General features: G+C 72.0%; 21 protein-coding genes. 17 read left to right on the top strand and 4 right to left on the bottom strand.

Going from position 1 to position 25,226, the window contains the following annotated elements; genetic code table 11:
• The first annotated feature begins 155 nt into the window (after positions 1-155).
• The 4 genes from CELGI_RS00700 to CELGI_RS16190 all read left to right on the top strand — a co-directional run bounded on the left by CELGI_RS00700 (position 156) and on the right by CELGI_RS16190 (position 3,085).
• On the top strand, positions 156-956 hold the full coding sequence (locus CELGI_RS00700) for a prolipoprotein diacylglyceryl transferase (RefSeq protein ID WP_013882201.1): 801 nt from the start codon (positions 156-158) through the stop codon (positions 954-956).
• A 57-nt stretch (positions 957-1,013) separates the two neighbouring features.
• The gene (locus CELGI_RS00705; protein ID WP_245528135.1) at positions 1,014-1,661 is read left to right on the top strand and encodes a DUF305 domain-containing protein; all 648 of its coding nucleotides are present in this window, start codon (positions 1,014-1,016) and stop codon (positions 1,659-1,661) included.
• 260 nt (positions 1,662-1,921) lie between these two features.
• A complete protein-coding gene (locus CELGI_RS00710; RefSeq protein WP_245528136.1) occupies positions 1,922-2,497 on the top strand; it encodes a DUF6803 family protein in 576 nt (191 codons plus the stop codon).
• A gap of 138 nt (positions 2,498-2,635) precedes the next feature.
• Entirely contained in the window at positions 2,636-3,085 is a 450-nt protein-coding gene (locus CELGI_RS16190; protein ID WP_169315124.1) for a thioredoxin domain-containing protein, read from the top strand.
• 9 nt (positions 3,086-3,094) lie between these two features.
• Here the strand turns inward: CELGI_RS16190 and CELGI_RS00720 are convergent.
• Positions 3,095-4,254, bottom strand: a protein-coding gene (locus tag CELGI_RS00720) for an IS3 family transposase (protein WP_169315125.1) whose coding sequence is annotated in 2 segments (ribosomal slippage) — positions 3,095-3,973 and positions 3,976-4,254 — 1,158 coding nt in all. Because the reading frame shifts where the segments join, the coding sequence is not laid out codon by codon here.
• A gap of 533 nt (positions 4,255-4,787) precedes the next feature.
• Here CELGI_RS00720 and CELGI_RS00730 point away from each other — a divergent pair.
• The 7 genes from CELGI_RS00730 to CELGI_RS00765 all read left to right on the top strand — a co-directional run bounded on the left by CELGI_RS00730 (position 4,788) and on the right by CELGI_RS00765 (position 9,083).
• On the top strand, positions 4,788-5,165 hold the full coding sequence (locus CELGI_RS00730) for a hypothetical protein (RefSeq protein ID WP_041574036.1): 378 nt from the start codon (positions 4,788-4,790) through the stop codon (positions 5,163-5,165).
• A 487-nt stretch (positions 5,166-5,652) separates the two neighbouring features.
• Entirely contained in the window at positions 5,653-5,931 is a 279-nt protein-coding gene (locus CELGI_RS00740; RefSeq protein WP_041574038.1) for an SIP domain-containing protein, read from the top strand.
• A 402-nt stretch (positions 5,932-6,333) separates the two neighbouring features.
• On the top strand, positions 6,334-6,828 hold the full coding sequence (locus CELGI_RS17245; RefSeq protein WP_265338698.1) for a barstar family protein: 495 nt from the start codon (positions 6,334-6,336) through the stop codon (positions 6,826-6,828).
• A gap of 223 nt (positions 6,829-7,051) precedes the next feature.
• Entirely contained in the window at positions 7,052-7,453 is a 402-nt protein-coding gene (locus CELGI_RS00750) for a DUF6896 domain-containing protein (RefSeq protein WP_013882206.1), read from the top strand.
• A gap of 295 nt (positions 7,454-7,748) precedes the next feature.
• A complete protein-coding gene (locus CELGI_RS00755) occupies positions 7,749-7,970 on the top strand; it encodes a hypothetical protein (RefSeq protein WP_013882207.1) in 222 nt (73 codons plus the stop codon).
• A 139-nt stretch (positions 7,971-8,109) separates the two neighbouring features.
• A complete protein-coding gene (locus CELGI_RS00760) occupies positions 8,110-8,316 on the top strand; it encodes a BldC family transcriptional regulator (RefSeq protein ID WP_013882208.1) in 207 nt (68 codons plus the stop codon).
• A gap of 98 nt (positions 8,317-8,414) precedes the next feature.
• Positions 8,415-9,083, top strand: a complete 669-nt coding sequence (locus CELGI_RS00765) for an ANTAR domain-containing protein (protein ID WP_013882209.1) — start codon at positions 8,415-8,417, stop codon at positions 9,081-9,083.
• On the opposite strand, the gene CELGI_RS00770 is transcribed toward CELGI_RS00765, so the two are convergent.
• On the bottom strand, positions 9,077-10,675 hold the full coding sequence (locus CELGI_RS00770; RefSeq protein ID WP_013882210.1) for a methyl-accepting chemotaxis protein: 1,599 nt from the start codon (positions 10,673-10,675) through the stop codon (positions 9,077-9,079). The genes CELGI_RS00765 and CELGI_RS00770 overlap by 7 nt on opposite strands.
• 227 nt (positions 10,676-10,902) lie before the next feature.
• Here CELGI_RS00770 and CELGI_RS00775 point away from each other — a divergent pair, with 227 nt between their 5' ends.
• Positions 10,903-11,379, top strand: coding sequence for a CoA-binding protein (locus CELGI_RS00775; RefSeq protein WP_013882211.1), 477 nt, complete (start codon positions 10,903-10,905; stop codon positions 11,377-11,379).
• Between the two features lie 72 nt (positions 11,380-11,451).
• Complete coding sequence (locus tag CELGI_RS00780; RefSeq protein WP_013882212.1) at positions 11,452-13,170, top strand: GMC family oxidoreductase; 1,719 nt, start codon at positions 11,452-11,454, stop codon at positions 13,168-13,170.
• 4 nt (positions 13,171-13,174) lie between these two features.
• Here CELGI_RS00780 and CELGI_RS00785 read toward each other — a convergent pair whose 3' ends face one another.
• Positions 13,175-14,125 (bottom strand): ribose-phosphate diphosphokinase, encoded by a 951-nt coding sequence (locus CELGI_RS00785; protein ID WP_013882213.1) that lies wholly within the window; start codon positions 14,123-14,125, stop codon positions 13,175-13,177.
• 49 nt (positions 14,126-14,174) lie between these two features.
• Positions 14,175-14,480 carry a YtxH domain-containing protein gene (locus CELGI_RS00790; RefSeq protein ID WP_013882214.1) on the bottom strand — a complete coding sequence of 102 codons (306 nt, stop codon included), beginning with the start codon at positions 14,478-14,480 and terminating at the stop codon, positions 14,175-14,177.
• Between the two features lie 501 nt (positions 14,481-14,981).
• Here CELGI_RS00790 and CELGI_RS16195 point away from each other — a divergent pair.
• The 4 genes from CELGI_RS16195 to CELGI_RS00810 all read left to right on the top strand — a co-directional run bounded on the left by CELGI_RS16195 (position 14,982) and on the right by CELGI_RS00810 (position 25,223).
• Positions 14,982-19,715 (top strand): beta-L-arabinofuranosidase domain-containing protein, encoded by a 4,734-nt coding sequence (locus CELGI_RS16195; protein WP_013882215.1) that lies wholly within the window; start codon positions 14,982-14,984, stop codon positions 19,713-19,715.
• A gap of 140 nt (positions 19,716-19,855) precedes the next feature.
• Positions 19,856-23,548, top strand: coding sequence for a family 43 glycosylhydrolase (locus CELGI_RS16200; RefSeq protein ID WP_013882216.1), 3,693 nt, complete (start codon positions 19,856-19,858; stop codon positions 23,546-23,548).
• Between the two features lie 71 nt (positions 23,549-23,619).
• Positions 23,620-24,912, top strand: coding sequence for an MFS transporter (locus CELGI_RS00805; protein WP_013882217.1), 1,293 nt, complete (start codon positions 23,620-23,622; stop codon positions 24,910-24,912).
• Positions 24,909-25,223 carry a hypothetical protein gene (locus CELGI_RS00810; RefSeq protein ID WP_013882218.1) on the top strand — a complete coding sequence of 105 codons (315 nt, stop codon included), beginning with the start codon at positions 24,909-24,911 and terminating at the stop codon, positions 25,221-25,223. Before CELGI_RS00805 ends, CELGI_RS00810 begins: the two co-directional genes overlap by 4 nt.
• The last annotated feature ends 3 nt before the right edge of the window (positions 25,224-25,226 follow it).

Genomic DNA, 25,226 nt, shown 5'->3' on the forward strand with positions numbered 1-25,226 from the left:
CCGAGCACCACTGCGCCTGCAACCGGGACGTGGCGGACAGCGGCCACGGCGAGTCACGCCACCTGACCCTCGCCGCACCAGCGGGCGCCGACCCTGACGACGGACCCATCAGCGCCTGACCCCACGCGGGCAGGACGCCGGAAGGGAAGACTTCCATGCAACCCGTGCTGTTCTCAGTCTTCGGCTTCGACGTGCAGTCCTACGGCGTCAGCAAGGCAGCGGCCGCACTGCTCGCCGCCTACCTGCTCGGCCGCGCGTTCCAGCGTCACGGCCTGAGGAAGGAGGACGCCCACTCCCTCGTCATGTGGGCGACGATCTGGGGCTTCGTCGCAGCCAAGGTGTACTTCCTGCTCGAACACGCCGATCAGTTCACCTGGCACCACCTCGGGGGCTCAGGGTTCACCTGGTACGGCGGGCTGATCGGCGGCGTCGTCACGTTCCTCGTGATGATCCGGCGCCGCCGGCTCCCGGCCCAGCTCGTCGTCGGCGCCGCAGCGATCCCGCTCACGCTGGCGTACGGCGTCGGCCGCCTCGGCTGCTGGCTGTCGGGTGACGGCACCTACGGCAAGCCCACCGACCTGCCCTGGGGGCAGTCGTTCCCTGACGGGATGGTCGCCACTGACGTATCGGTGCACCCCACGCCGCTCTACGAGGCGCTCGCCGCTGTACTCATCGCAGCCGCGCTGTGGGCGTTGCAGCGACGGGCATGGCGGCCGCTCCAGGTGTTCGGTGCCTACCTGATCCTTTCGGGGCTGTCGCGGTTCCTTGTGGAGTACCTCCGGATCAACGAGCCTGCGCTGCTCGGCCTCACCCAACCGCAGCTGTGGGCCATCGCCAGTGTGGCTGCCGGCGGGGTGCTCCTCTGGCGCGACGGTGTGCGTGCCCGGCGCACCGAACAACTCCGGGCGAGCTCCGACGAGAGTCGGGTCTCGGCTCACACCTTCATCAAAGCTTGATCGTTTCGCAGCCGTTTTCCGCATTTGGGAGCAGCAGCGTAGGACCAAGGTCCCAAGGTGATTGAGCCTGCGACCACCCGACTGACCATTGAGGAGAACCAAGTGCGCCGACGAGTCACCGTCGCCATCATCGCTTCGACAACCGCCGCGGGACTGCTTCTGGCCGGCTGCTCGAGTACCGCCACACCAGCAGACCCAGCCGCCACGGCTTCCGAGACGGTCGCAGCGCCGTTCAACGACTCCGACGTCACGTTCGCCCAGATGATGGTCGTCCACCACGAGGGCGCCATCGAGATGGCCGACCTCGCCGTCGAACGAGGCACGAACCCCGAGGTCCAGGCGCTCGGCAAGGCGATCTCGGCAGCGCAGGGACCCGAGATCGAGCAGATGACGAGCTGGCTCGAGAGCTGGGGTGAGCCGACGGCCGACGACATGATGGACATGGACGGCATGGACCATGGGGGCATGGACATGGACGGGATGGATCAGGCCGGCGCGATGGCGGACCTCGACTCGCTGTCCGGCACCGAGTTCGACCGCCGCTTCCTCGAGCTGATGACCGCACACCACCAGGGCGCAATCGAGATGTCCGAGCAGGAGCTGGCCGACGGCGAGAACGCCGACGCGCTCGCGCTCGCCCGTCGGATCATCGATGCCCAGAACGCCGAGATCGTGGAGATGACGAACATGCTCGGCGGGCTCTGATCTTCCTCCCGGGCGGGCGCCGGACCCTCAACGAGGGTCCGGCGCTTCGCCGCGAAGCTACCCTCATCGGACCTTCATGATTCCTGAGCCGAGACTCAATGAACTCTCGGGACAGTGGTCGCGCGCGCTGGAGAGCCCGGCGCCTTGATCGGAGGTACGTCGTGGTCGCCACCGCTCCTGAGGTCTCACGCGGCACGGAAGGTCCCGGAACGCCCAGCGGCCGAGCGGGCCTCAGGCTCGCCGCCGTCATCGCCGTCAGCGTGGCGATCGGGATCGTCGCACTCCTGCTGCCTGCCTGGCCGGCCGGCGAGGACATGGGGTCGACGCACTACATGGGCCTGCTCGCCGCGAACCAGCCGTGGAACCTGCTGATCTTCATGGCGATCCCGGTCATCTGCGCCGAGACGGTCGCGGTCACCGAGCTCGTCATCCTGTTCAGCCCGCAGCGTGCCGGCCGGACCGTGAGGGCGTTGAACCGCTACGTCGGCCTGTTCGCCGGGTTCTACTTCCTCGGGATCTTCGTCTACCTGCTCGACAACGCGGTCGTCCCGCTCACCCAGTCCGGGGGCTGGCGTGGCCCGGCCGACGTTATCGCCGTCGGGTTCTACCTGCTTGGTGTCGTGCCGCTCTACGGGATGAGCCTTCTCGAGACGCGCGTGCTGGGCGCCGGGTGGGACGAGCAGCACCGCCTGAAGATCCACGCCACCTTCGTGGGCATCTTCCTCGTGGTCGCTCACATCGCGATGATCGCGGGCATGCTCGACCCGACCGTCGCCGGCTGGGACCCCACCCACGAGATGGACGACGGGTCGCAGATGGAGGGCATGACCCACTGATCGCCGCGACATGATCCGGCATCGCCTGTCGCTCCCCAGCTCGTCGGGGTGGGGACCTCCGAAACCGTGCCCAGTCTATACCCCCCAGGGGTATAGACTGGGCACGGTTGTCTCACCGTGAACCTGTATCGGAGTTCCATGGCCCTGCCTGCGTCGTGCCACGACCAGTCCCTCGGAGCGACCCGGTCGCCCGGGGAGCGTGGTCGTCCTGCGTCACGCCGGGTTCCCGGTCTGACCGTGTGCGGGACCTGCGCGGGCGAGTCGCTCGGTGGTCCCGACGACGGCGCGCGCGACGAGCAGATGCGCGTGCTGCGTGACCTCGCCGGCGAGCTCGGCGTCGCGCTGACCGTCGTCGATTGCCTTGACGCGTGCGAGCGCGGCGACGTTGTCGTCGTGCGGCCGTCGGCGGCGGGCCGAGCGATCGGCGCGGCGCCGGTCTGGCTTCAGCGGATGGCGGGGCCCAGCGCGATGGGGGAGCTCCGTGACTGGCTCGCCGCCGGCGGTCCTGGAGTGGCTGCCGAACCCTCTGGGCTTGAGCGGCACCGCCTCGTCGACCCCGACGCGCGGGTCTGCTGCACGGATAGGTGACAGTTCGTCTCAGGCGGCGAGTGCGACCTGAGTGGTCATGATGGTCTCGAACTCGACTGGTGTCATCCGACCGAGGCGGGCTTGCCTGCGGCGGCGGTGGTAGGTCCGTTCGATCCAGGTGATGATCGCCAGGCGCAGATCCTCGCGGGTGGCCCAGCGGCGCCGGTCCAGGACGTTCTTCTGCAGCAGGGAGAAGAAGCTCTCCATGGCGGCGTTGTCCCCGGCCGAGGCGACCTGGCCCATGGACCCGAGCAGGCCGTGACGGTGCAGCTCGCGCAACACCTTCCTGCTTCGAAACTGGCTGCCTCGGTCCGGATGGACCACGCACCCGGCCACGTCACCGCGGCGTTGCACGGCGCTGAACAGGGCGTTTACCGCGATCCGGGACGTCATTCGGTCGCTGATCGAGTACCCGACGATGCGGTTGGAGTGCACGTCCTTGATCGCGCACAGGTACAGCTTGCCCTCGCCCGTGGGGTGTTCGGTGATGTCCCAGAGCCACAACCGGTTCGGGCCATCCGCGCGGAAGATCCGCAGCACGCGGTCGTCGTGCGCTGGCGGGCCGGCCTTCTTGCCGTTCTTGGCGCGCTTCTTGCCGAACACCGACCACCACCGGTTGTCCCGGCAGATCCGCCACACGGTGCGGTCGCAGGCGACCTGCCCGGCGCGGGCCGCCTCGTCGGCCAGCAGCCGGTGCCCGAACTCCGGGCCGTCGCGGTGGGCGTCGAACAGGACGTTGGCCAGATACGCCTCCTCGAGGTCGTGCCTGGTCACGGGTGCAGCGAGCCAGCGGTAGTAGGGCTGTCTGGCGAGCTTCAGGACCCGGCACGTCACCGCGACGGGGACCCCGTCGGCGGCGAGCTCACTCACGAGCGGGTAGGTCATTTTCCCGGCAGATGCGCCTGAGCGAAGTACGCAGCGGCTCGGCGAAGGACCTCGTTCTCCTGCTCCAGGAGCCGCACACGCTTCTTGGCCTCGCGCAGCTCGGCCGATTCCGAGGCCGTCACGCCGGGCCGGTCGCCGTCCTCGACGTCGGCGGCATGCATCCAGTTGCGCAGGCACGAGTCGCTGATGCCGAAGTCCTTGGCGATCTGAGACACAGGGGCATCACCGCGACGGGCGATGGCCACGACGTCGTCGCGGAACTCCTTGGGGTGGGGTCTGGGCACGGTGCACATCCTTCCAGCGGTGCCCCAGGCGCCACAGGTCAGGTGTCACCTATCCGTGCAGCAGACCCGAGCGTACGAAATCTCATCTCCGCAGACCCTCGGCACCGTGTGACGGGGGAGGCCTCCCGTGCGTACCGTCGTCGCGGTACTGGCCGATGCCTCAGAGCGAACCCGGTCACGAACCCCTGAACAGGCCGCTCGCCCCACGGGGTCGTTTTCCGGGCCTGGAGCCAGGACTGACGCGGCTCAGCCAGGAAAGTGCTCGGCGCAGCTCAGCTTGCTCGTCGCGCGCCGGTAGCGTCCCGACCATGCTCTCCGCACGACGTCATGGTGGCCACGACGAAGAGGGCGACCGGCCACGCGACACAGGAATGCCAAGCAGGCGTGAACCCGCGTGGTGGTCCGCGTGGCGACGAAGGGCGGGTACGAGGAATGCTGCTGACCCCGGCCGTGCAGGGCTCCCGGCAGCTGATCCGAAACGGGCCGACGAGCTACGAGACGGATCTTCCCCGAGTGCCGTCGACGTCAAGCGCGTGCTCGGGGTCCTCTCGCCGCCGCCATCGGCTTACACCGAGAGCGCCATCTTTCTCCACCCTGGCGGGGGCGCCGAGCTGCGGACCATCTACGAGCGGAGCGGCTCGATGTATTCGGGTGGTCTTCGGTTCGATGGCGTGCGCGCGTACAGGTTTCGTGCCGAGGGCCACTGCACTGCTTGGCATAGTGAAGACGCGTACAACACCCTCGTCGAGGTTGAGCATTCGGCTTGGATCGCTGAGCTCCTGGCCGCCCAGGCGAGCGAGTGGCGGGGTCGATGGAAGATTCGACACTTCCTGATCTACGTCGATGACTCAGGTGCCTTCGAGGTCGCTGCTGAGGGTTATGAGTGGCTTCCGGAGGAAGGTGCGTCGTGACCTTTGCCGGGGTGCGGTCCAGGCGTGGGGCATCCGGGGAGTAGCGTGCCCGCCACGGCTCGCGAACTGCGGTCGGCGACCGGGGGGTTTCGGGAGTGTGGTCGCACCTGTTCGGGGGCGTGTCGATCCGTGCCATGTCGCGGTCCGTCCTGGCGGAAGGTCCGGGTGGAGTCGACGCCCACGGTCTCCTCGCCGACAGGTCGCAGGGCTCGGGGTCTGGCGTTGCTCCTGATGTGCGCTGTCGTCGCGGGTGCGTGCGCGGGTCCTGAGCGGGACGTCCGGGAGGGACTGCCGGCGGAGTGGCGGGACAGCGTCAGACCTGCGGAGCCGATGGCGCTCCGACTCGAGCGCGATGGGACCGCCTGGCTCGAGAACGTCCCGCTGTGGGACGGGTCGGGCAGCTGTGAGGGCGCCGGCCCCGTGCGCTACACCGGGACCGCGACCTGGACGTGGGAGCGCGGGTTCCTCCTCGACCCTGGACCCCGCGGTGCGCGCTGCTGCGGCACGCGTCCTGCCCCGCGGTGACGGCGGCGAGCTCGTGGACGTCCCCTGGACCCACGCCTCCGACGACGACGTGTGGGAGGTGCCCGTGGACTACAGCACCTACAGCGCGCTGCGGGACAACGCACCCGTCTACGCGTGGCTCGCGGGTGAGTCCGGCGTGATCCGCGGGCTGCGGCGCCACCTGGTCACCGAGCTCGGCATCGACCGCAAGTCCGTCGCCTTCATGGGCTACTGGCGTCAGGGCCGCTCCGAAGCCAACTGACCCGTGTGACGGGGTGCCGACGGGCAGCGGTCTCTAGAGGTTCGGCGTCACTCTGGAGGTTCTGGAGATCGCGACCCGTCCGGTGCCGAACTCTGGAAGTGGTGCCGACGGCTAGGTGCTCTGCCCGGGCGGTATCAGCACGTGGCTACCCACGCTCGTGCGGCTGCTGGGTACAGCGTGGTCGGGCCTCCCTCGGCCGTCAGGTCCTGAAGGGCTCCTCGCTGCGCAGCCAGCCCACGCTGTGCTGAGGGACGGCGCCCGGGGGTGCGGGGTGGCACGACCGCGGCGGAGCATCGCGCGACTACCGTGCCACCCGTGAGCGAACCAGGCGCGGACGACTTCAGTGTCTCTGTCGACCTCGCTGATGGCGCGGTTGCACGGGGTCTGATGGACCCAAGGCCGATGCTCGAGATCCACGGAACAGCTCCGATCGTCCTACTTCGTGGCAATCGTGAGAGTGCAGCTGAAGCGGCGTGGGGGTGGGGGGAAGCAGGCCTGACGACACGGCTCGTTCGCGGTCGGAAGATGCGGAACGTGAGCACGCTCTTTGACGAGGTCTCCGCCGCACTGCAGTTCCCCTACTACTTCGGCGAGAACTGGGGCGCGTTCGACGAGTGCCTGGCCGATATGGACTGGCTGCCGTTGCAGGTGGGCGTCGTGATCGTTGTTGTCGATGCAGTCGAGGTGCTGTCCGACGACCTCGCGGCTCAACTGGCCACTCTGGTGCGGGTGATCACACGTGCCTCGGAGACCTACGCGGAACCGATCGACTCAGGTGAGTGGTGGGACCGCCCGCCGCTGCCCTTTCACGTGGTCCTGCAGGTCCGGGAGGACGAAGAGGCGCTGTTGCGCAGACGCTGGGGCGCGTCGGGCGCGGCGCTCTCCGTGCTCGGCTGAGGGCGGCCTCGCGCGTTGGGAAGGGCGAAGTGATCGAAGACGTCGAGCGGAACGGTCAGTGCATCGCGGTGAACGGACACCACCGGCTCGCGGCGGCCAGGAGAGCTGGTCGTGAAGTGCGTTACGAGGTGGAACCGCGGTCCAGCCTCGTCGGCCGCGGCAGTGGGGTTCGGTCGATGAGCACCCTCCGCGACGCTGCCTCGGTCGGACCGGACCGCATCCGATGACGCCTGAGCTGATCGTGTCCGCCTTCGTGCGGGAGCTCCGTGCGTGTACGCAGGCACTGCGCGTGCAGTTCGTGGGGGCCTGGCGGGCTGAGGTCGTGGAGCCTCTGATGCTTCGACCAGCCGGGGGCGGCCCCGGGCAGCGCTCGGGTCGTCTCGATGGTGTGGGTGACTTCCAGGTACACGGGCTGGGCTGCCGCGTTGAGCTCGATTCTGGAGCGATTGTCGATTTCGACTGGGACGAAGACATGCGGGAGGTGTTCGACGGCTGGCGACTTCAGAACTTCGCCGAGTCGCTCGGTGACTCCGGCGTCGCCGCGAGTGCCCTGGTCGACGCGGCGCGTCGCGACCCGTGCCTCCGTGAGACCACGAGCGGATGGTTCACGTGCACAAGTCCCTGAACAGGTCATTCGCACTCAACCCGGCGAAGCGGCCGTCCCCAAAGGGGTCGACGTCCGCGGCCTGGTCGCCGAGAGGTCGCAGGGCTCGGGGTCTGGCGTTGCTCCTGATGTGCGCTGTCGTCGCGGGTGCGTGCGCGGGTCCTGAGCGGGACGTCCGGAGCGGACTGCCGGCGGAGTGGCGGGACAGCGTCAGACCCGCCGAGCCGATGTCGCTTCGGCTGGAGCGCGACGGAAGCGCGTGGCTCGAGGACGTCCCGCTGTGGGACGGGCAGGCACCTGCGAGGGTGCCCGACCCGTGCCTTACACGGGGACCGCGACCTGGACGTGGGAGCGCGGGTTCGTCCTCGACGTCCCCGACGGACGGAGCGCCGTCGTGCTGCCGAGGGCGAGTTTCGGCGAGCTGCTCTGGAACGAGGTCGGCGTGATGATCTGCGGCCGTGAGTCGTCGCCCGACCGGGTCCACTTCCTGCTCGGCGGGGGGCCGGACGGAGAGCTGGAGGACCCGCTCGACCCATAGCCGCCGGGTGGGCCTTCGCCGATCACGCGGAGATGGCGCTTCCGTCGAACGGGTGATCTGTGGGCCCGGGTGGTGCGCGCACGACGAGTCGGGCGCAGGCTGACGTCCTGGTGGAGCACACGACGAGGTGGGCAGACACATGGCAGAGCTGGAGCGGTCCGAGGACGTCCTGCTGACACCGGGTGAGGTCGCGGCCTTGTTCCGGGTGGACCCGAAGACGGTCGCGCGGTGGGCCGGCGCCGGGCGGCTGACGCCGATACGCACGCCGGGCGGGCACCGGCGCTACCGCGAGGCCGAGGTGCTCTCGCTGCGCGTCGGGAGGCGCATCTACCACCGCAAGGCTTGAGCTGGTCGGCCCGCCCGCGGTTGCCGGGGGAAACCCGCAGTCCTACGGTCGGAGAAGGTCTGGCAGACGGCCGCACCACGACGCCGTGGGGGGCGCACATGCGAGAGCAGGCACCGGCACCGCCGCTGGGCGGGCGGTTCGTCGTGGACCTCACCACCGACTCGTGGTGGTGGAGCGACGGGCTGTACCGGCTGCTCGGGTACCAGGCGGACGGTGTGACGCCGGGTGCCGACCGGTTGCTCGCGCACACGGACCGGGCCGCGCGGGCGTGGTGGGCGGACGCGTTCGCCCGGTGGCGCGGGGGTGAGGTGGCGGTGCTGGGCACCGTCGCGATGCAGGACCGCCAGGGCAGGTCGTTCGAGGCGGTGGTGGCGGGCGGGGTGCAGGACGCGCCGGTGGGTGCCACGGGCGTCGTCGTCGACGGCTGGGTGCTGCGGACGCCGGACCTGGGTGCGGATGCGCTGGTGGTGGAGGAGCGCATCGCCGCGGAGGTGCGGACGCGGGAGACCATCGACGAGGCGAAGGGCATCGTCGCGGCCGCGCTCGGAACCGACCCCGGGACCGGGTTCGACCTGCTGCGGGAGGCGGCGACGCGCCGCGCCGTGCCGGTGCGGGTGCTCGCGCAGCACATCGTGCGCAAGGCGCCGTCGGTGGAGGTCGCGTCGCTCGAGGAGTGGCTGCGGGACCTGATGGAGATGGCCGCGCGGGGTGACGCGGGTCAGCGCCACCCCGACGCGGCCGACGAACCGGCGGCCAGCCCTCAGTAGGTGAACGTGGCGACCTGCTCGCGCAGCTCGCGGGAGAGGCCCGCGAGCTCGGCCACCTGGCCGGAGACCGAGCCGATCGCCTGCGTGCTGGAGGACGCGGCCGACGCCACGCCCGTGATGTTGTGCGCGATCTCCCCCGAGCCGGTGGCGGCCTCGGCCACGCTGCGCGACATCTCGTTGGTGGTGGCGGTCTGCTCCTCCACGGCGGAGGCGATGGTCAGCTGGTAGTCGTTGATCGAGGCGATGATCGAGCCGATCTCGCCGATCGCGGCCACCGCCCCGGTGGTGTCGTGCTGGATGGCCTCGACGCGGCGCGCGATGTCCTCGGTCGCCTTGGCGGTCTCGTTGGCGAGCTCCTTGACCTCACCGGCGACGACCGCGAAGCCCTTGCCGGCCTCACCGGCGCGTGCGGCCTCGATCGTCGCGTTGAGGGCCAGCAGGTTGGTCTGCTCGGCGATCGTCGTGATGAGCTTGACGACGTTGCCGATCTCGGCCGAGGACGTGCCCAGGCGCGAGACCGTGTCGTTCGCGGCCGCGGCCACGCCCGTCGCGGTCGAGGCGACCTTGGCGGCCTCGGTCGCGTTCTGCGCGATCTCCCGGATCGAGGCACCCATCTGCTCGGCACCGGCCGCGACGGCCTGCACGTTGCGGGACACCTGCTCCGCGGCGGCCGCGACCACACCGGCCTGGGTGGACGTCTCCTCCGAGCCGGCGGCCACCTGGGTCGATGCTGCGGAGAGCTCCTCGGAGCTCGCGGCCACGGCCGCGGCGGTGCGGACCACACCGGCGAGCGTCGCGCCGACTGCCTCTTGCGCGGTGGTCAGCGACGCGGCCATCTGGCCCAGCTCGTCGGACGAGCGGACCTCGGCGCGCACCGTGAGGTCGCCGCGTGCGAGCGCGTCGACGGCCACCTGGAGGGAGACGACCGCGCGGCGCAGCGTCGCGGTCAGCCAGAGCCCGAGCGCGACCAGCACCGCGATCCCGACGGCGAGGGTCACGGCGATCTGCACGAGCGCGGCCGCGGCGGCGTCGTCCGCGTCCGCGGCGAGCGCCGTGAGGTCGCCCGCGACGTGCTCCTCGACCGCGCCGAGGTCGTCGAGCATCTCCGCTCCCACGTCGGCCAGGCCGTCGCGGGCCGCCTGGAACGCCTCGCGGTCACCGGTGCGGGCGACGGCCACCAGCTTCTGCTCGACGCCCGCCCGGTAGGTGTCGAGCGACTGCTCGAAGCCCGCGAAGTCGTCAGGGAGCACCGCGCCGCTCTGCGCGTAGGCCTCGTCGAACGTGTCGATCGCGTCGTCCAGCGCGGCGCTCGCGTCGGAGTACGCGCTGATCTTCGGGTCCACGTCGCCCCCGACGAAGATGCCGATCACCGACACCGAGTTCCGCACCGTCCACAGCGCGTCCTTGAGCGCCTGGAGCGAGGCCGAGACGGACGTCTGCGTGCGGGCCATCTCGGCCGTCGTCGAGCGCAGGCCCGTGGTCGAGGTGAGCGCGAGAAGGCCGATGCCGAGCGCGACGACGACAGCTGCGCCGACGATGCCCAGCACCTTGGTGCGGACGGAGATCCGGATGGGGGGTTTGGCCTGGGACATGGTCGACTCCGCGGACGAAGGGGCGCGGCTGGGGCTGCCGCTCATCGACCCCATCGGCAGCGCGGCGCCGGTGTGATGCCGGACACAGTGTGAGGTGGATCACGAAACCGCAGGTCAGAGCGCTGATTCGGGTGCGCGCGCACCGGTCGTCGGGACCTTGGCCCCTGGCGGACCACGGTGTGCGGACGCTTACGGTCGAGGAGACGACCCGCGGATCCGGAGCGACGATGACCAGCATCAAGGACGCAGCCGAGACGTTCCTCGACAGCCGCCGCATCGCGGTGACGGGGGTGTCCCGCACACCGGCCAGCCACGGGGGCAACGTGGTCTACCGCCGCCTGCGTGAGCTGGGCTACCAGGTCTTCGCGGTCAACCCGAACGCCGACGAGGTCGAGGGCGACCGCGCGTACGCGGACCTGGCGGCGATCCCCGGAGGCGTCGACGCGGTCGTCGTCGCGACCCGGCCCGAGCACGCGGTGGGCGCGGTGCGCCAGGCCGTCGACCTGGGCGTGACGCAGGTGTGGATGCACCGCTCGGTGGACGGCGGCTCGGTGGACCCCGAGGCGACCCGGCTGGGCCGCGAGCACGGGCTCACGGTGATCGACGGCGGCTGCCCCCTGATGTACGGCCCCGACGCCGACCGCGGGCACCGGGTGATGTGCCGGCTCATGACCTTGACGCGGCGGATCCCCCGCCAGGTGTAGCCGACGCGCGCCGCCCTATGATCGCGTCGCCGGCCGATCGGCCGGGCACGGCGACGACGCCGGAGGTGCTGCGTGGCGCGAGCGGACGACGCGCGGCCGCACGTGGTGGTGGTCGGTTCCGGGTTCGGCGGCTCGGTGGCCGCGCTGCGCCTGTCCGAGAAGGGCTACCGCGTCACGGTCCTGGAGGCCGGACGGCGGTTCACGCCCGAGACCCTGCCGCGCACGTCGTGGGACGTGCGGCGGTTCCTGTGGGCACCCCGGCTGGGCTGCCGCGGCATCCAGCGCATCCACGTGCTGCCGGACGTCGTGGTCCTCGCGGGTGCGGGGGTCGGGGGCGGCTCGCTGGTCTACGCCAACACGCTCTACGAGCCGACGTCGGACGCGTTCTGGGGCGACCCGCAGTGGGCCGGCATCACCGACTGGCGCGACGAGCTCGCGCCGTACTTCGACCAGGCACGCCGGATGCTGGGCGTGGTCACCAACCCGACGACCACGCCCGCGGACCGCGTGGTGCTCGCCGCGGCCCGGGACCTGGGGGTGGCGGACACGTTCGTCCCCGCGCCCGTCGGCGTGGTGTTCGGGCCCCCGGGCGAGCCCGTGCCCGACCCGTTCTTCGGCGGTGCCGGCCCGGAGCGCCGGGGCTGCCTGGAGTGCGGCGAGTGCATGACGGGGTGCCGGCACGGGGCCAAGAACACGCTCGAGACCAACTACCTGTGGCTCGCCGAACGGCTGGGTGCGCGCATCGTGCCCGACACCACCGTGACCTCGGTGCGGCCCGTCGGCGCCGGCTGGGAGGTGCGCACCGTCCCGACGGGACGGCGGGGACCGGTCACGACGACGCGCGCGGACCAGGTGGTGCTCGCGGCCGGGACGTGGGGCACGCAGTCGCTGCTGCACCGGCTCAAGGCGGACGGGACGCTCCCGGGGCTCTCGGACCGGCTGGGCGTCTCGACGCGCACCAACTCCGAGGCGCTGGGCGGCGCCGTCCGCCGCGTGCGCGGGCACCGGCGCACGCCACCGGTGAACACGGGTGTGGCCATCACGTCCTCGGTGTGGCTCGACGAGCACACCCACCTGGAGCCCGTGCGGTACGGGCGCGGGTCCAACCTCATGGGCCTGCTGGGCACCGTGCTGACGGACGGCGGCGGCCGCGTACCGCGGCCCGTGCGCTGGCTCGGCCAGGTGCTGCGCCACCCGGTGCGCGTGGTGACGGTGCTGACCGGGCTGGGCTCGTGGTCCGAGCGGACCGTGATCGGGCTGGTCATGCAGACCGGCGACGCGTCCCTGACGCTCGCGCCGCGCCGGACCTGGCGGGGCGGGTGGCGCCTGACCTCGACGCGCGGCGCGGGTGAGCGCCCGCCGACGTGGATCCCGCAGGCGAACGCCGCGTTCCGCCGCATGGCCGTCCACCTGGGCGGCGCGCCCATGAGCAGCCTCGGGGAGGTGGTCGACGTGCCGATGACCGCGCACTTCATGGGTGGCTGCGCGATCGGGGCGAGTGCGGAGCAGGGGGTGGTGGACGCCTACCACCGCGTGTTCGGGCACCCGGGCCTGCACGTCCTCGACGGCTCGACCATCTCCGCGAACCTGGGCGTGAACCCGTCGCTGACCATCACCGCGCAGGCCGAACGGGCGTGCGCGATGTGGCCCCGCGCCGGCGAGCCCGACCCGCGCCCGCCCGTCGGTGAGCCCTACCGGTGCGTCCCGGCCGTCGCGCCGCTCCACCCGGCGGTCCCGGCCCACGCACCCGCGGCACTGCGTCTCACGGTGGTCCGACGCCCCACGGCCTGACGGCTCACTCCACGCCGTGGTGGAACAGCGCGCTCACCGACTCTCCCGAGTGGATGCGTCGCACCGCCTCGGCGAACGCGGGCGCCACCCCCAGGACGGTCACGCGGTCGTCGTCGGCCAGGTCGTCGTGCGGGACCGTGTCGGTGCAGACGACGCCGTCCACGCGGCCGGACGCCATGATCCGGTCCAGCGCGCCGTTGGACAGGATGCCGTGCGTGCACGCGACCTGGATGCGGCGGGCGCCGGCGCGGTCCAGCAGGTCGACGATCGCGATGATCGTGGACCCGTTGGCGATCTCGTCGTCCAGGACGATCACGTCGCGGCCCGCGACGTCGCCGATCACGGTCGAGATCGAGACCGCGTCACCGTCGAGCCGCTCCTTGGACCCCGCCGCCACAGGCGTGCCGAGCATCCGCGCGAACGCGGTCGCGGTCTTGGCGTTGCCCAGGTCCGGCGAGACCACCGTGGTGCGGGACAGGTCCTGCAGCGAGAAGTGCGTCGCGAGCTCGTGCAGCGCGTGCAGCTGGTCGGTGGGCACCCGGAAGAACGCGTGGACCTGAGGCGCGTGCAGCGACATGGTCAGCACGCGGTCCACGCCGGCCGTGGTGAGCAGGTCCGCCACCAGCCGGCCGCCGATCGAGATGCGCGGCGCGTCCTTCTTGTCCGAGCGCGCGTACGCGAAGTGCGGCATGACCGCGGTGATGCGCTTGGCCGAGGCGCCGCGCGCCGCGTCCACCATGAGCAGGAGCTCCATGAGGTTCTCCTGCACGGGCGCGACGATCGGCTGCACCAGGAACACGTCGCGCTCGCGGCAGTTGGCCAGGAGCTGCACCTGCAGGCAGTCGTTGGCGAACCGCTGCAGCCGCGAGGGGCTCAGCGGCACGCGCAGGTGCTCGCACATCCCCGCCGCGAAGCTCCGTCCGGCCTGCCCTGCGAACACGCGGATCTTCGCCACGCGCCGATGCTACCCAGGCCGGCCGCTCGGGACTGGCGCTGCGCGCGCGTCAGGGTGCGGGGGTGTCGGGTTCGACGACGAGCGTGCGGGGCACGGGCGGCGGCGGCGTCGCCGGGGTGCCGGACATCGCGGCCTTGGCCGCGTCGACGGCCTTGTCCTTGAGGCTCACGGCCTGGTCCTTGGCGAACTGCTTGGCCTGGTCCTCGACGTCGTGCACGTAGGACTGCACGCGCGGGTCCTGCCACACCTGGCCGGCCTTGCCGCGGGCCTTGGCGACGAGCTCGCGCCCGTGCCGCGTGCCGAGCAGGTACCCCACGCCGGTGCCGACGACGAATGCCGTGATGCGACCGCTCACGGTCACCACCTCCCTGGACGACGGAAGTTCCGACCCTAACCAGGCCACGCCGAGCCCGCCTGCGCAGCCACGGGACGGCGTCCTCGCCCTCCGATCCCGGCTCGGATGCCGCCGACGGTTCCCAAGACGCGGTGTGAGCGTTAACATCACGCGAGTCGCCCCGGTCACCCGCGGCGGCGGGCGCCGGGCCACCGGCGTCCGGACGTGCGACGGGGCACGGACCGCGAACGGCGCAGCGGAGCGTCGTCGCGGACGCGGCACCGGACGCGCACCACGCCTTGTCCGTGACACGGCCGCACCCCGGCCCACGGACGTCGGGGTCGCTCGACCTCACCCGGCTCGGCTCCGGCCGCGCCGCCCCGGCGCTGCCACGCCGAGGACCCGGACCCGCACCGAGCAGCGGCGCTGCCACGTCGCTCCGCGAGGCCGACGCGCACCACCCCGGCGCTGCCACGCCGGCCCCGGCCGACGGCCGGGCACCACACCTTGGAGAGGCTGCACATGCCCCACGAGACCCGCCGACGCCGGTTGCGCCGGCTCGTCGCCGCCGGCGTCATCGGTCCGTTCCTCGCCGTCGGGAGCCTGGTCCCCGCGCACGCGGAGACGACGCTGAGCGACCCCGTGCTCGACCTGTCCTTCGAGGGCACGGTCGCCGACGCCAGCGCGCTGGCCCACCCCACCGCCCTGACCGGGCACAACGGCTCGAGCACGCTGAGCTACCAGTACACCCCGGGCGTGGCCGAGGGCACGCAGGCGCTGCAGCTGCAGGGCAGCACGTACCTGGACCTGGGGACCAGCACCGCGCTCCAGCCGCAGGACCTCACGCTCTCGTTCTGGATCAAGCCCAACGGCGCGTGGTCCGGCGAGCAGGTGATCACGTGGAACAAGAGCACCTGGAACAGCGACGGCTGGTACGTCGCGTCCGAGTCGAACACCTCCCCGCTGGCGATCTCGATCGGCCCGGCCACGAGCGGCAACAACCAGCCGTACATGGTCACGGTCGCCTCGACCGACCGGGCGGCGTTCATGCCCCCGGGCGAGTGGACGCACCTCGTCGTGACGTACGACCACACCTCCAAGGGCGTCGCGGTGTACCGCAACGGCATCGCCGTCCCGACGAGCGTGCGGTACCCGTTCGGCGGCGCGAACGGGGCCACCGGCGTGCTGGGCTCGAGCCCCGCGCTGCCCAAGACGATCGGCTTCAACGGCCCCACGTACAAGGGCTCGTACCTGCTGGCCGCGCTCGACGAGTACCGCGTCTACGACGACGTGGCCTCGCTCGAGGACGTCGTCGGGCTGTACGAGCAGTCGGGCCGCACGATCGACCGCCAGGCGGTCGCGCAGCAGGACGCCGACGCGCTGTCCGTCCCGGAGCAGGTCACGCTCGGCGTAGTCCTGCCCACAACCGGCTCGCAGGGCTCGCAGGTGAGCTGGGAGTCGTCGGACCCCGACGTCATCAGCACCACGGGTGTGGTGCACCGTCCGGGCGCCGACGAGGAGGACGCGACGGTCACGCTCACCGCGACCGTCCGCTACCTGGGCGGACCCGCGGTGACGCGGACGTTCACGGTGACGGTCCCGGCGGACCTCACGGAGCACGCGCTGCAGGACAGCGGCCTGGAGGACCTGTACCTGACCGACGCCTACCTGACGAACGCCGCGGCCAAGGAGCACGAGTACCTGCTGAGCCTCAGCTCGGAGAAGTTCCTGTACGAGTGGTACCGGAACGTGGGCCTGACGCCCACGACGACCTCGGGCTACGGCGGCTGGGAGCGCAGCGACGTCACCAACTTCCGCGGGCACGCGTTCGGCCACTACATGTCGGCGTTGTCGCAGTCCTACAGCGCCACGGCCGACGCGACGACGAAGGCCGCCCTGCTCGAGCAGGTCGAGGACGCGGTCGCGGGCCTGACGCTGGTGCAGGACACCTACGCCGCCGCGCACCCCGCGAGCGCCGGGTACGTCTCGGCGTTCCCGGAGAGCGCGCTCGACGCGGTGGACGGCACGGGCACGACCACGGACAAGGTCCTGGTGCCCTGGTACAACCTGCACAAGGTCCTCGCGGGGCTGCTGGACATCCACGACTACGTGGGCGGCGCCACGGGGGCGCAGGCGCTCGACATCGCGTCCCAGTTCGGTGAGTACACGTACCAGCGGATCTCGCGCCTCACGGACCGCACCCGCATGCTGCGCACGGAGTACGGCGGCATGAACGACGCGCTCTACCGCCTGTACGACCTGACCGACGACCCGCACGTCAAGACCGCCGCGGAGGCGTTCGACGAGACCGCGCTGTTCACGCAGCTCGCCGCCGGGCAGGACGTGCTCAACGGCAAGCACGCGAACACGACGATCCCCAAGCTCATCGGCGCGCTCAAGCGGTACACGGTCTTCACGTCCGACGCCGACCGGCTGGCGAGCCTCACGGAGGCGGAGCGCGCGCAGCTGCCGACGTACCTGGCCGCGGCCGAGGAGTTCTGGCAGATCACGGTGGACCACCACACGTACGCCACGGGCTCCAACAGCCAGTCGGAGCACTTCCACGACCCGGACTCGTTGCACGAGTTCGCCACGCAGCAGGGGGAGACGGGCAACGCCCAGACCTCCGAGACGTGCAACGAGTACAACATGCTCAAGCTGTCCCGCGAGCTGTTCAAGCTCACCAAGGACGTCAAGTACGCGCACTACTACGAGAACACGTTCATCAACACGGTCCTGGCGTCGCAGAACCCCGACACCGGCATGACGACGTACTTCCAGCCGATGGCCGCGGGCTACGACCGCATCTACTCGATGCCCTACACCGAGTTCTGGTGCTGCACGGGCACGGGCATGGAGTCGTTCTCGAAGCTGGGCGACTCGATGTACTTCACGGACCGGCGCTCGGTGTACGTGACGATGTTCTTCTCGTCGCGGTTCGACTACGCCGAGCAGAACCTGCGGCTGACGCAGGAGGCGGACCTGCCGTCCGACGACACCGTGACGTTCCGCGTCGCGGCGATCGACGGCGACCAGGTGGCCGACGGGACCACGCTGCGCCTGCGCGTGCCGCAGTGGATCGACGGCGCCGCGACCCTGACCGTCAACGGCGAGGCGGTGACGCCGCAGGTGGTGCGCGGCTTCGTCGTGCTGGAGGGCGTGGCGGCGGGTGACGTGATCACCTACCGGATGCCCATGAAGGTCCAGGCGCACGCGGCACCCGACAACCCGACGTGGGCCGCGTTCTCCTACGGCCCCGTGGTGCTCTCGACCGGGCTCGGCACCGCGAACCTGGGCGCGTCGCAGACGGTCGGCGTGGGGGTCCGGGTCGCGCGCGTGGACCCGGCCGCGCAGAAGTCGGTGACGGTCGCCGAGGGCACGCCCGAGCAGTGGCTCGCGGACGTCGAGGACAACCTGGTGCGCATCGCCGACGGCGCCGACGGCCAGGTGCGGTTCGCGCTGCGGAACACCACCGACGGCGCGGACCTGGTCTTCACGCCGCACTACCAGCGGCACGACGAGCGCTACGGCCTCTACCTGTACGTCGAGTCCGTGGACGGGCCCGAGGCGCAGGCGCGGATCCTCGCGGCCAAGCAGGAGCTGCGCGACGACGAGATCGCCGTCGACGGGATCGACAACTTCGACGGCAACAACTTCGAGGCCGAGAAGGGGCTGCGCACAGGCGGCACCGGCACGTCGCAGGTGGGCGTCTGGAACGGCCGGCAGTACCGCGACGCCACCGCGGGCGGCTGGTTCAGCTACGACCTGGCGTTCGACCCCGCAGCCCCCACGGGCTACCTCCGGGTGCGCTACTACGGCGGCGACGTGGGCCGGTCGTTCGACGTGTACGTCAACGACGTCAAGCTCAAGACGGTCGCGGTCTCGAACGCCCAGGGCGGCACGTCGTTCTACCTGGACGACACGCTCCTACCGGCCTCGGCGCTCGCGATCGACGGCAGCACCCGGTACAAGAAGGACGTCAACGGGAACGTCGTGCTCGACGCGGACGGGCACAAGATCCCCGTCGTCACGGTGCGCTTCCAGTCGACCGGCGGCCTCGTCGGCGGCGTGTTCGGCGCGTACGTGCTGCGCTCGACGGCGTACGACACCGACCCGGAGCTGTCCGCGCTGTCGTTCGACGTCGGCACGCTGGACCCGGCGTTCACCCCGGGCCGCTCGTCCTACGTGCTCACGGTCCCGCCGGCAACGACGAGCGTGCGCATGAGCGCGGCGCCGCACGTGCCCTCGGGCCTGGTGCACGTGGACGGCGTGCTGATCGACGACACGGTGGCGCGCACGGTGCCGCTCGCGGCGTCGGGGACCACGACGGTCTCGATCATGGCGCGCGCGCAGGACCACACCACCGCGGCGCCGTACACGGTCCAGGTGGTGCGCCGCGCGCTCGGCACCGACGCGTCGCTCAGGTCTCTCACGGTGGACGGCACCGCGGTGCCGGGCTTCGACCCGGCCGTGCACGACTACGCGCTGACGACCGCCACGGGGACCGCGGTGGTCGCGGCGGTCGCGGCCGATCCCGCCGCGACCGTGGTCGTCGGTCCGCAGGGCACGGACGGTGCGTACGCCGTCGCGGTCACCGCGGAGGACGGCACGACCACCGCGACCTACCGCGTGGTGGTGACCAGGACGCCCGCGCCCGAGCGGTCCGCGTCCACGACGACGGCCACCGTGCCGCGTCAGGTCCGGTACGGCGCCGCGCACACCGTGAAGGTCCGGGTGGTCGCGCGGGACGGCAGCGCGGTCGCGGGCAAGGCGACCGTCACGGTGCGCAAGGCGGGCAAGACCGTCCAGGTGCGGACGGTCACGGTGAAGGCGGGCGTCGCCGCGGTCACGCTGAGCCGGCTGCCCGTGGGGCAGTACTCGGTGCAGGCCACGTTCGCGGGCAGCACGACGGTCCTGCCCTCGAGCGGGGTCGCGGTCACGCAGGTGGTCCGGACCCCGTCCAGCGTCACCGCACGCCTCGGGACCGCGACGATCAAGGCGCGGACGGGTCGGACCTCGGTGGCCGTCACGGTCCGCACCGCGACCGGTGTGCCCGCCACGGGCAAGGCCACGGTGCAGCTGGTCCGCGCGGGCGTCGTGGTCCGGACGACCACGGTGACCCTGAGCGCCGGCAAGGCCGTGGTCCCGGTGCGGGACCTGACCAGGACCGGCACGTACACCGTCAAGGTCACCTATCGCGGGACGGCGAACGTCGCCGCGTCGGTGGCCAAGGCGCTCACCCTGCGGGTCACCTGACCTGACCCGCACGGCCGGCCCGGTGGGACGACGAACCACCGGGCCGGCCCCCGGCCCCCGCCCGCACACCGGTGGGCGGGGACCGCCGGATGGTGACGTCACCACCCGGCCGGACGCACGACGAAGGAGACGGACGACCGATGCGCACAGGACCAACCCGGCTGACCGGCACCGCGGTGCTCGCGGCCCTCACGGTGGCGGGCCTGGCCGGCCCGGCCGCCGCGGACCCGCCACCCACCGACGCGCTCGCCGCGCACTACGACTTCGCGGACCTGAGCTCGCCGACGGTGCACGACGTGAGCGGCCAGGGCCGCGACGCGACCGTCGTCGGGACCGTGGCCGCGGGTGAGCGCGGGCTGCTGCTGGGACCCGCCGCCTACGTCACGCTCCCGCCCCTGCTCGCGGAGGCGAGCAGCGCGAGCGTCTCGGTGGAGGTGCGCGCGGACGCCGCGGCGTTCCAGACCGCGAACTTCGTCTGGACGTTCGGCGGCCCGGGGGTCAGCGCGTCCGGCGGCGGCACCGGCTACTTCTTCGCCGCGGTGCACAGCAAGCAGGCGCGCACCGAGATCACGCCCACCAACTGGCAGGGCGAGCAGGAGGCGCGCGCGGCGGCGGGCACGTTCGCCGCGGACACGTGGACGAACCTCACCTCGGTGCTGGACGCGGATGCGGACACCCTCACGCTCTACGTCGACGGCGTGCAGGCCGCGCAGGCCACGGGCGTGACGGTGACGCCGTCGCAGTTCGGCAGCCAGGCGGTCAACTACCTGGGCAGGTCCGCCTACTCCGCGGACGCCAACTTCACGGGTGAGGTGGCCGACCTGCGCGTCTACACCGACGCGCTGACCCCCGCCGAGGTGGACGCGATCGCCGACGAGCAGGCCACCGATGCGCTCGCCGCGCTGCGCACGCGCGTCGAGTCGGCGCTCGCGGTCACCGACGGCGAGGGCCGGGCGCTGCGCAGCGTGAGGCTCCCCGCGGGCGTCACCTGGACGTCCTCCGACCCCGCGGTGATCGGCACCACGGGGACGGTCGTCCGGCCCGCCGCGGGCCTGCCCGACGCGCGCGTCACGCTGCAGGTGAGCTACGCGACGCGCGGCCTGACCGGCTCCGCGACGTACGTCGTCACGGTCCCCGCGCAGCGCGAGGACCGCCTGGTGGCGCACTACCCGCTCGACGAGACCGCCGGCACGGCCGTGGCCGACGCGAGCGGCAACGGCGCGGGTGCGACCGTCGTCGGGAACGCCGTCTGGAACGGCGGGTACGGGCTGCGGCTGGACGGCAGCACGTACGTGGACCTGCCGGACAACCTGCTGGCGGGCGCGCGCAGCGCCACGTTCTCGATCGAGACGAGCGCGGACCCGGTCTCGCTCGCGCGCAACAACTTCCTGTGGACGCTCGGCGGCACGGGCACCGAGGGCTACTGGTTCGCGTCCACCGGCAACGGTCACGCGCGCACCGAGATCACCGCGACCACGTACACGGCCGAGCAGACCGCGCAGGACCCGGCCCCGTTCCCCGCGGACACGTGGACCAACGTCACCGCGACGATCGACGGGTCGACGAGCCCCGCGACCATCGCGCTGTACGTGGACGGCGAGCAGGTCGCCACCACCACGAACGCCGCGGTGGTCACGCCCGCCGAGCTGGCGACGCAGACGCTCAACGCGATCGGACGCTCCGCCTACAGCGCCGACTCGCGCTACGTGGGCACGGTCGCGCAGGCGCGCGTGTACGCCACCGCGCTGAGCGCCGAGCAGGTCCGGGACGTGGTCCTCGAGGACGCCGCGACGGTCGCGGGCGCGTTCGCGCTGGACGTGGCGGCCGTCGACGGCACCCGGGTCACCGACGCGCTGCCGGGTGCGCCCGGCGTCACGTGGACCGCCGACGTCGCGGGCGTGGTCGCGCCCGACGGCACGATCACGCGGCCGCAGGCCGACCAGGACGCGCTGGTGCGCGTCGTGGCGACCGCGACCTACACCGACCGCACGGGCACCATGCGCACGCTGCCGCCCGTGACGTTCGACGTCCCGACGACGCCGCCCAACGACGGCCCCGCGCTCGTCGACGCCGACGGCGGGCACTTCTACGCCGACCCGAACGTCACGGTGTTCGGCGACACGTACTACGTGTACGCGACCACGGACGGCACACCCGGCTGGGGTGGCAACACGTTCTACGCGTGGAGCTCGAAGGACCTGGTCACGTGGACCCGGGCCGAGGAGCCCTTCCTCACGCTCGACGGCGCGAACGGCAACGTGCCGTGGGCGACCGGCAACGCGTGGGCACCCACGATCATCGAGCGGGACGGGCGCTACTGGTTCTACTTCTCCGGCCACAACCCCGCGGACAACGCGAAGAACATCGGCGTCGCGGTCGCGGACAGCCCGCAGGGCCCGTTCACGGCGCTGCCCGACTCGATGCTCAAGGGCTCCACGGGCAACGGCCAGGAGATCGACCCGGCCGCGTTCCGTGACCCGCAGACGGGCACGCACTACCTGCTGTGGGGCAACGGCACGCCGTACTACGCCGAGCTCGACGACTCCATGACGTCGCTGCGCACCGCACCGAAGGTGATCAGCGGGCTGACGAACTTCCGCGAGGGGCTGTTCCTCAACTACCGCCAGGGCACGTACCACCTGACGTACTCGATCGACGACACCGGCAGCGAGAACTACCGGGTCGGCTACGCGACCGCGACGTCGATGAACGGCCCGTGGACCTACCGTGGCGAGATCCTGACCAAGGCCCCGTCGATCGACGTCTACGCCACGGGCCACTCGTCGATCCTCAACGTGCCCGGCACGGACGACTGGTACATCGTCTACCACCGGTTCGCGCAGAGCGTCCCCGCGGCGCAGCGCACGGGCTACTACCGCGAGACGAAGATCGACCGCCTCACGGTCGGCGCCGACGGGCTGTTCCAGACCGTCGTCCCGACGCTGCGGGACGTCGCGCCCGAGACGGTCATGACGCCCACGCTCACCGGGACCGCGCGCGTCGGTCAGCCGCTGACTGCGGCCGCCACGGGCGTCGCCGACGAGTGGACCGCGACCGGCTACCGCTGGTTCGTCGACGGCACGGCCGTGGCCGGCCAGACCGGCGCGACGTTCGTGCCGCGTGCGGCCGACGCGGGGCTGACGGTCACCGCCGAGGTCACCGCGACCGACGCGGCCGGGCACGTCGCGGTGCGCACCACCGCACCGAGCGCCGCGGTGCTCGCTCCGCTGCCCGTGGCCACGACGACCACCGCGACCGTCGCGCGCTCGGTGCGCTACGGCGCGCCGCACACCGTCAAGGTCGCGGTCACCGCGCGGGACGGCGCGACCGTCGGGGGCACGGCCACCGTCACGGTGAGGCGGTCCGGCACCGTGGTGCTGGTGCGCACGGTGACCCTCACGCGCGGTGCCGCGAGCGTGCCGCTCGGCCGCCTGGGCGTCGGCGTGTACTCCGTGCAGGTGCGCTACGGCGGGTCCGTGACGCTGCTCGCGTCCACGGGCATCGCGACGACGACGGTGGTCGCGACCCCCTCCTCGGTCACCACGACGCTCAGCCGCAGCACCATCGGGCAGCGCACCGGGGTGCTCACCGCGAACGTCGTCGCGCGGACCGCGACGGGCGTGCCCGCAACGGGCAAGGCGACCGTGCAGGTGGTGCGAGCGGGCAAGGTGGTCCGCTCCACCACCGTGACGCTCAGCGGCGGCAAGGCCGCGGTGCGGATCGGGAAGCTGACCGCGACCGGCACGTACACGGTCAAGGTCACCTACCGCGGCACCACGAACATCGCGCGGTCCGTGGCCAAGGCGGTCACGTTCCGGGTGGTCGCACGCTGAACCGACCGCGGGGCCCGGCGGAGTCGTCGGGCCCCGCGGCGTGGGTCGCGGCCGCCACCTAGACTGCCGCGGTGCGGTCCCTCGTCGTCGACACGACGCCCCTGCGGATCAGCCCCGACTTCCGTCGCCTCTGGTGGGGCCTGTCGATCGCCAACCTGGGGACGCAGCTCACCGTGGTGGCCGTCGGGCTCCAGGTCTACGGCATCACCGGGTCGACGCTGTCGGTCGGGGTGCTCGGCATGTGCGCGTTCGTGCCGCTCGTGGTGTTCGGGCTGTACGGCGGTGCGGTCGTCGACCACTACGACCGACGCACGGTCGCACTCGTCGCGAGCGTCGTCTCGTGGGTCGCCATCCTGGTGCTCGCGGTGCAGGGGTGGGCCGGCAACGAGCACGTCGGGCTGCTGTACGCGCTGACGGCGGTCCAGTCGGGTGCGAACGCGGTGAACTCGCCCGCACGCTCCGCGATCATCCCGCGCCTGCTCGCCCCGAAGCTCATGCCGGCCGCCAACGCGCTGCAGGCGATCGGCTTCCAGACCGCCCTCACGGTCGGCCCGCTGGCCGGCGCCGGGCTCGCCTCGATCGACTACGGCCTGGCGTACACCGTGGACGCGGTGCTGTTCACGTTCGCGCTGGGTGCGGTGCTCCGCCTGCCGCCCGTCCTGCCCGAGCCCTCGGACTCGCGCCGGGCGCGCGTGGGCCTGGCCTCCGTGGTCGACGGCCTGCGCTACCTGGCGACGCAGCCGGACGTGCGCATGACCTTCGCTGTGGACCTGTGCGCCATGATCCTGGCGATGCCGCGCGTCGTGTTCCCCGCGGTCGGCATCTGGTACCTCGGTGGTGGCGAGACCACCACCGGCATCCTCACCGCGGCGCTCGCGGTCGGCGCCGTCTCGTCGGGACTGCTGTCCGGCGGGCTCGCGCGCGTGCGCTGGCAGGGCCGGACCATCACGTGGGCGATCACCGGGTGGGCGGCGTCCGTGGTCGCGTTCGGCCTGGTGCTGGTCGCGGTCGGCCGGGACCGGCCCGAGCACGCGCTGTGGGGTGCGATCGCGGTCGCGTGCCTCACGCTCGTCGCGGCGGGCGCGTCCGACGAGGTCAGCGCCATCTTCCGGCAGACCATCCTGCAGACCGCGACGCCCGACGACATGCGCGGCCGGCTGCAGGGCGTGTTCATCGTGGTGGTCGCGGGCGGACCGCGCCTGGGCGACATGTTCATCGGCTCGGTCTCGGGCGCGGTGGGCGAGGGGTGGGCCGTGGTGATCGGCGGCGTGCTGTGCGCCGCGGCGCTGTGGACCCTGGTCCGCACGCAACGCTCGTTCTGGCGCTACGACGCGCACCGCTTGACCCCAGGAGCACGCACATGACCCTGCTCGGCCGCCCGGAGCTCACGCAGGTCCCCGAGGGAGCGGTCGCGGACGTCACCCCCGACGTCTTCGTGACGTTCCTGGCGGGAGACCCCGCGCTCGACACCCTGAGCGCGGAGTCGACGTACCTGTTCCGCGAGGCGCGCGACGTCCCCGCGGTGGTCGCGTGGGCGCAGGCCCACGTGCCGGAGCACCTGCTGCTCGCGGAGGTCGCGGTCCGGCCGGCCGGGACGTCCCGGCGTGCCCGGATCTGGTGCTCGATGCCGGACACGCCGTGGGCGCGTGAGGTCGGCGCGGACTACACGTACTGACCG

This window comes from Cellulomonas gilvus ATCC 13127 (assembly GCF_000218545.1).
In the GTDB taxonomy this organism is placed as follows: Bacteria; Actinomycetota; Actinomycetes; order Actinomycetales; family Cellulomonadaceae; genus Cellulomonas; species Cellulomonas gilvus.

Coding starts and splice junctions, on each gene's coding strand:
- CELGI_RS17245 (WP_265338698.1), top strand. CDS start 6,334: ATGCTCGAGATCCACGGAACAGCTCCGATCGTCCTACTTCGTGGCAAT.
- CELGI_RS00700 (WP_013882201.1), top strand. CDS start 156: ATGCAACCCGTGCTGTTCTCAGTCTTCGGCTTCGACGTGCAGTCCTAC.
- CELGI_RS16200 (WP_013882216.1), top strand. CDS start 19,856: ATGCGCACAGGACCAACCCGGCTGACCGGCACCGCGGTGCTCGCGGCC.
- CELGI_RS16195 (WP_013882215.1), top strand. CDS start 14,982: ATGCCCCACGAGACCCGCCGACGCCGGTTGCGCCGGCTCGTCGCCGCC.
- CELGI_RS00760 (WP_013882208.1), top strand. CDS start 8,110: ATGGCAGAGCTGGAGCGGTCCGAGGACGTCCTGCTGACACCGGGTGAG.
- CELGI_RS00750 (WP_013882206.1), top strand. CDS start 7,052: ATGACGCCTGAGCTGATCGTGTCCGCCTTCGTGCGGGAGCTCCGTGCG.
- CELGI_RS00810 (WP_013882218.1), top strand. CDS start 24,909: ATGACCCTGCTCGGCCGCCCGGAGCTCACGCAGGTCCCCGAGGGAGCG.
- CELGI_RS00770 (WP_013882210.1), bottom strand. CDS start 10,675: ATGTCCCAGGCCAAACCCCCCATCCGGATCTCCGTCCGCACCAAGGTG.
- CELGI_RS16190 (WP_169315124.1), top strand. CDS start 2,636: ATGGCCCTGCCTGCGTCGTGCCACGACCAGTCCCTCGGAGCGACCCGG.
- CELGI_RS00765 (WP_013882209.1), top strand. CDS start 8,415: ATGCGAGAGCAGGCACCGGCACCGCCGCTGGGCGGGCGGTTCGTCGTG.
- CELGI_RS00775 (WP_013882211.1), top strand. CDS start 10,903: ATGACCAGCATCAAGGACGCAGCCGAGACGTTCCTCGACAGCCGCCGC.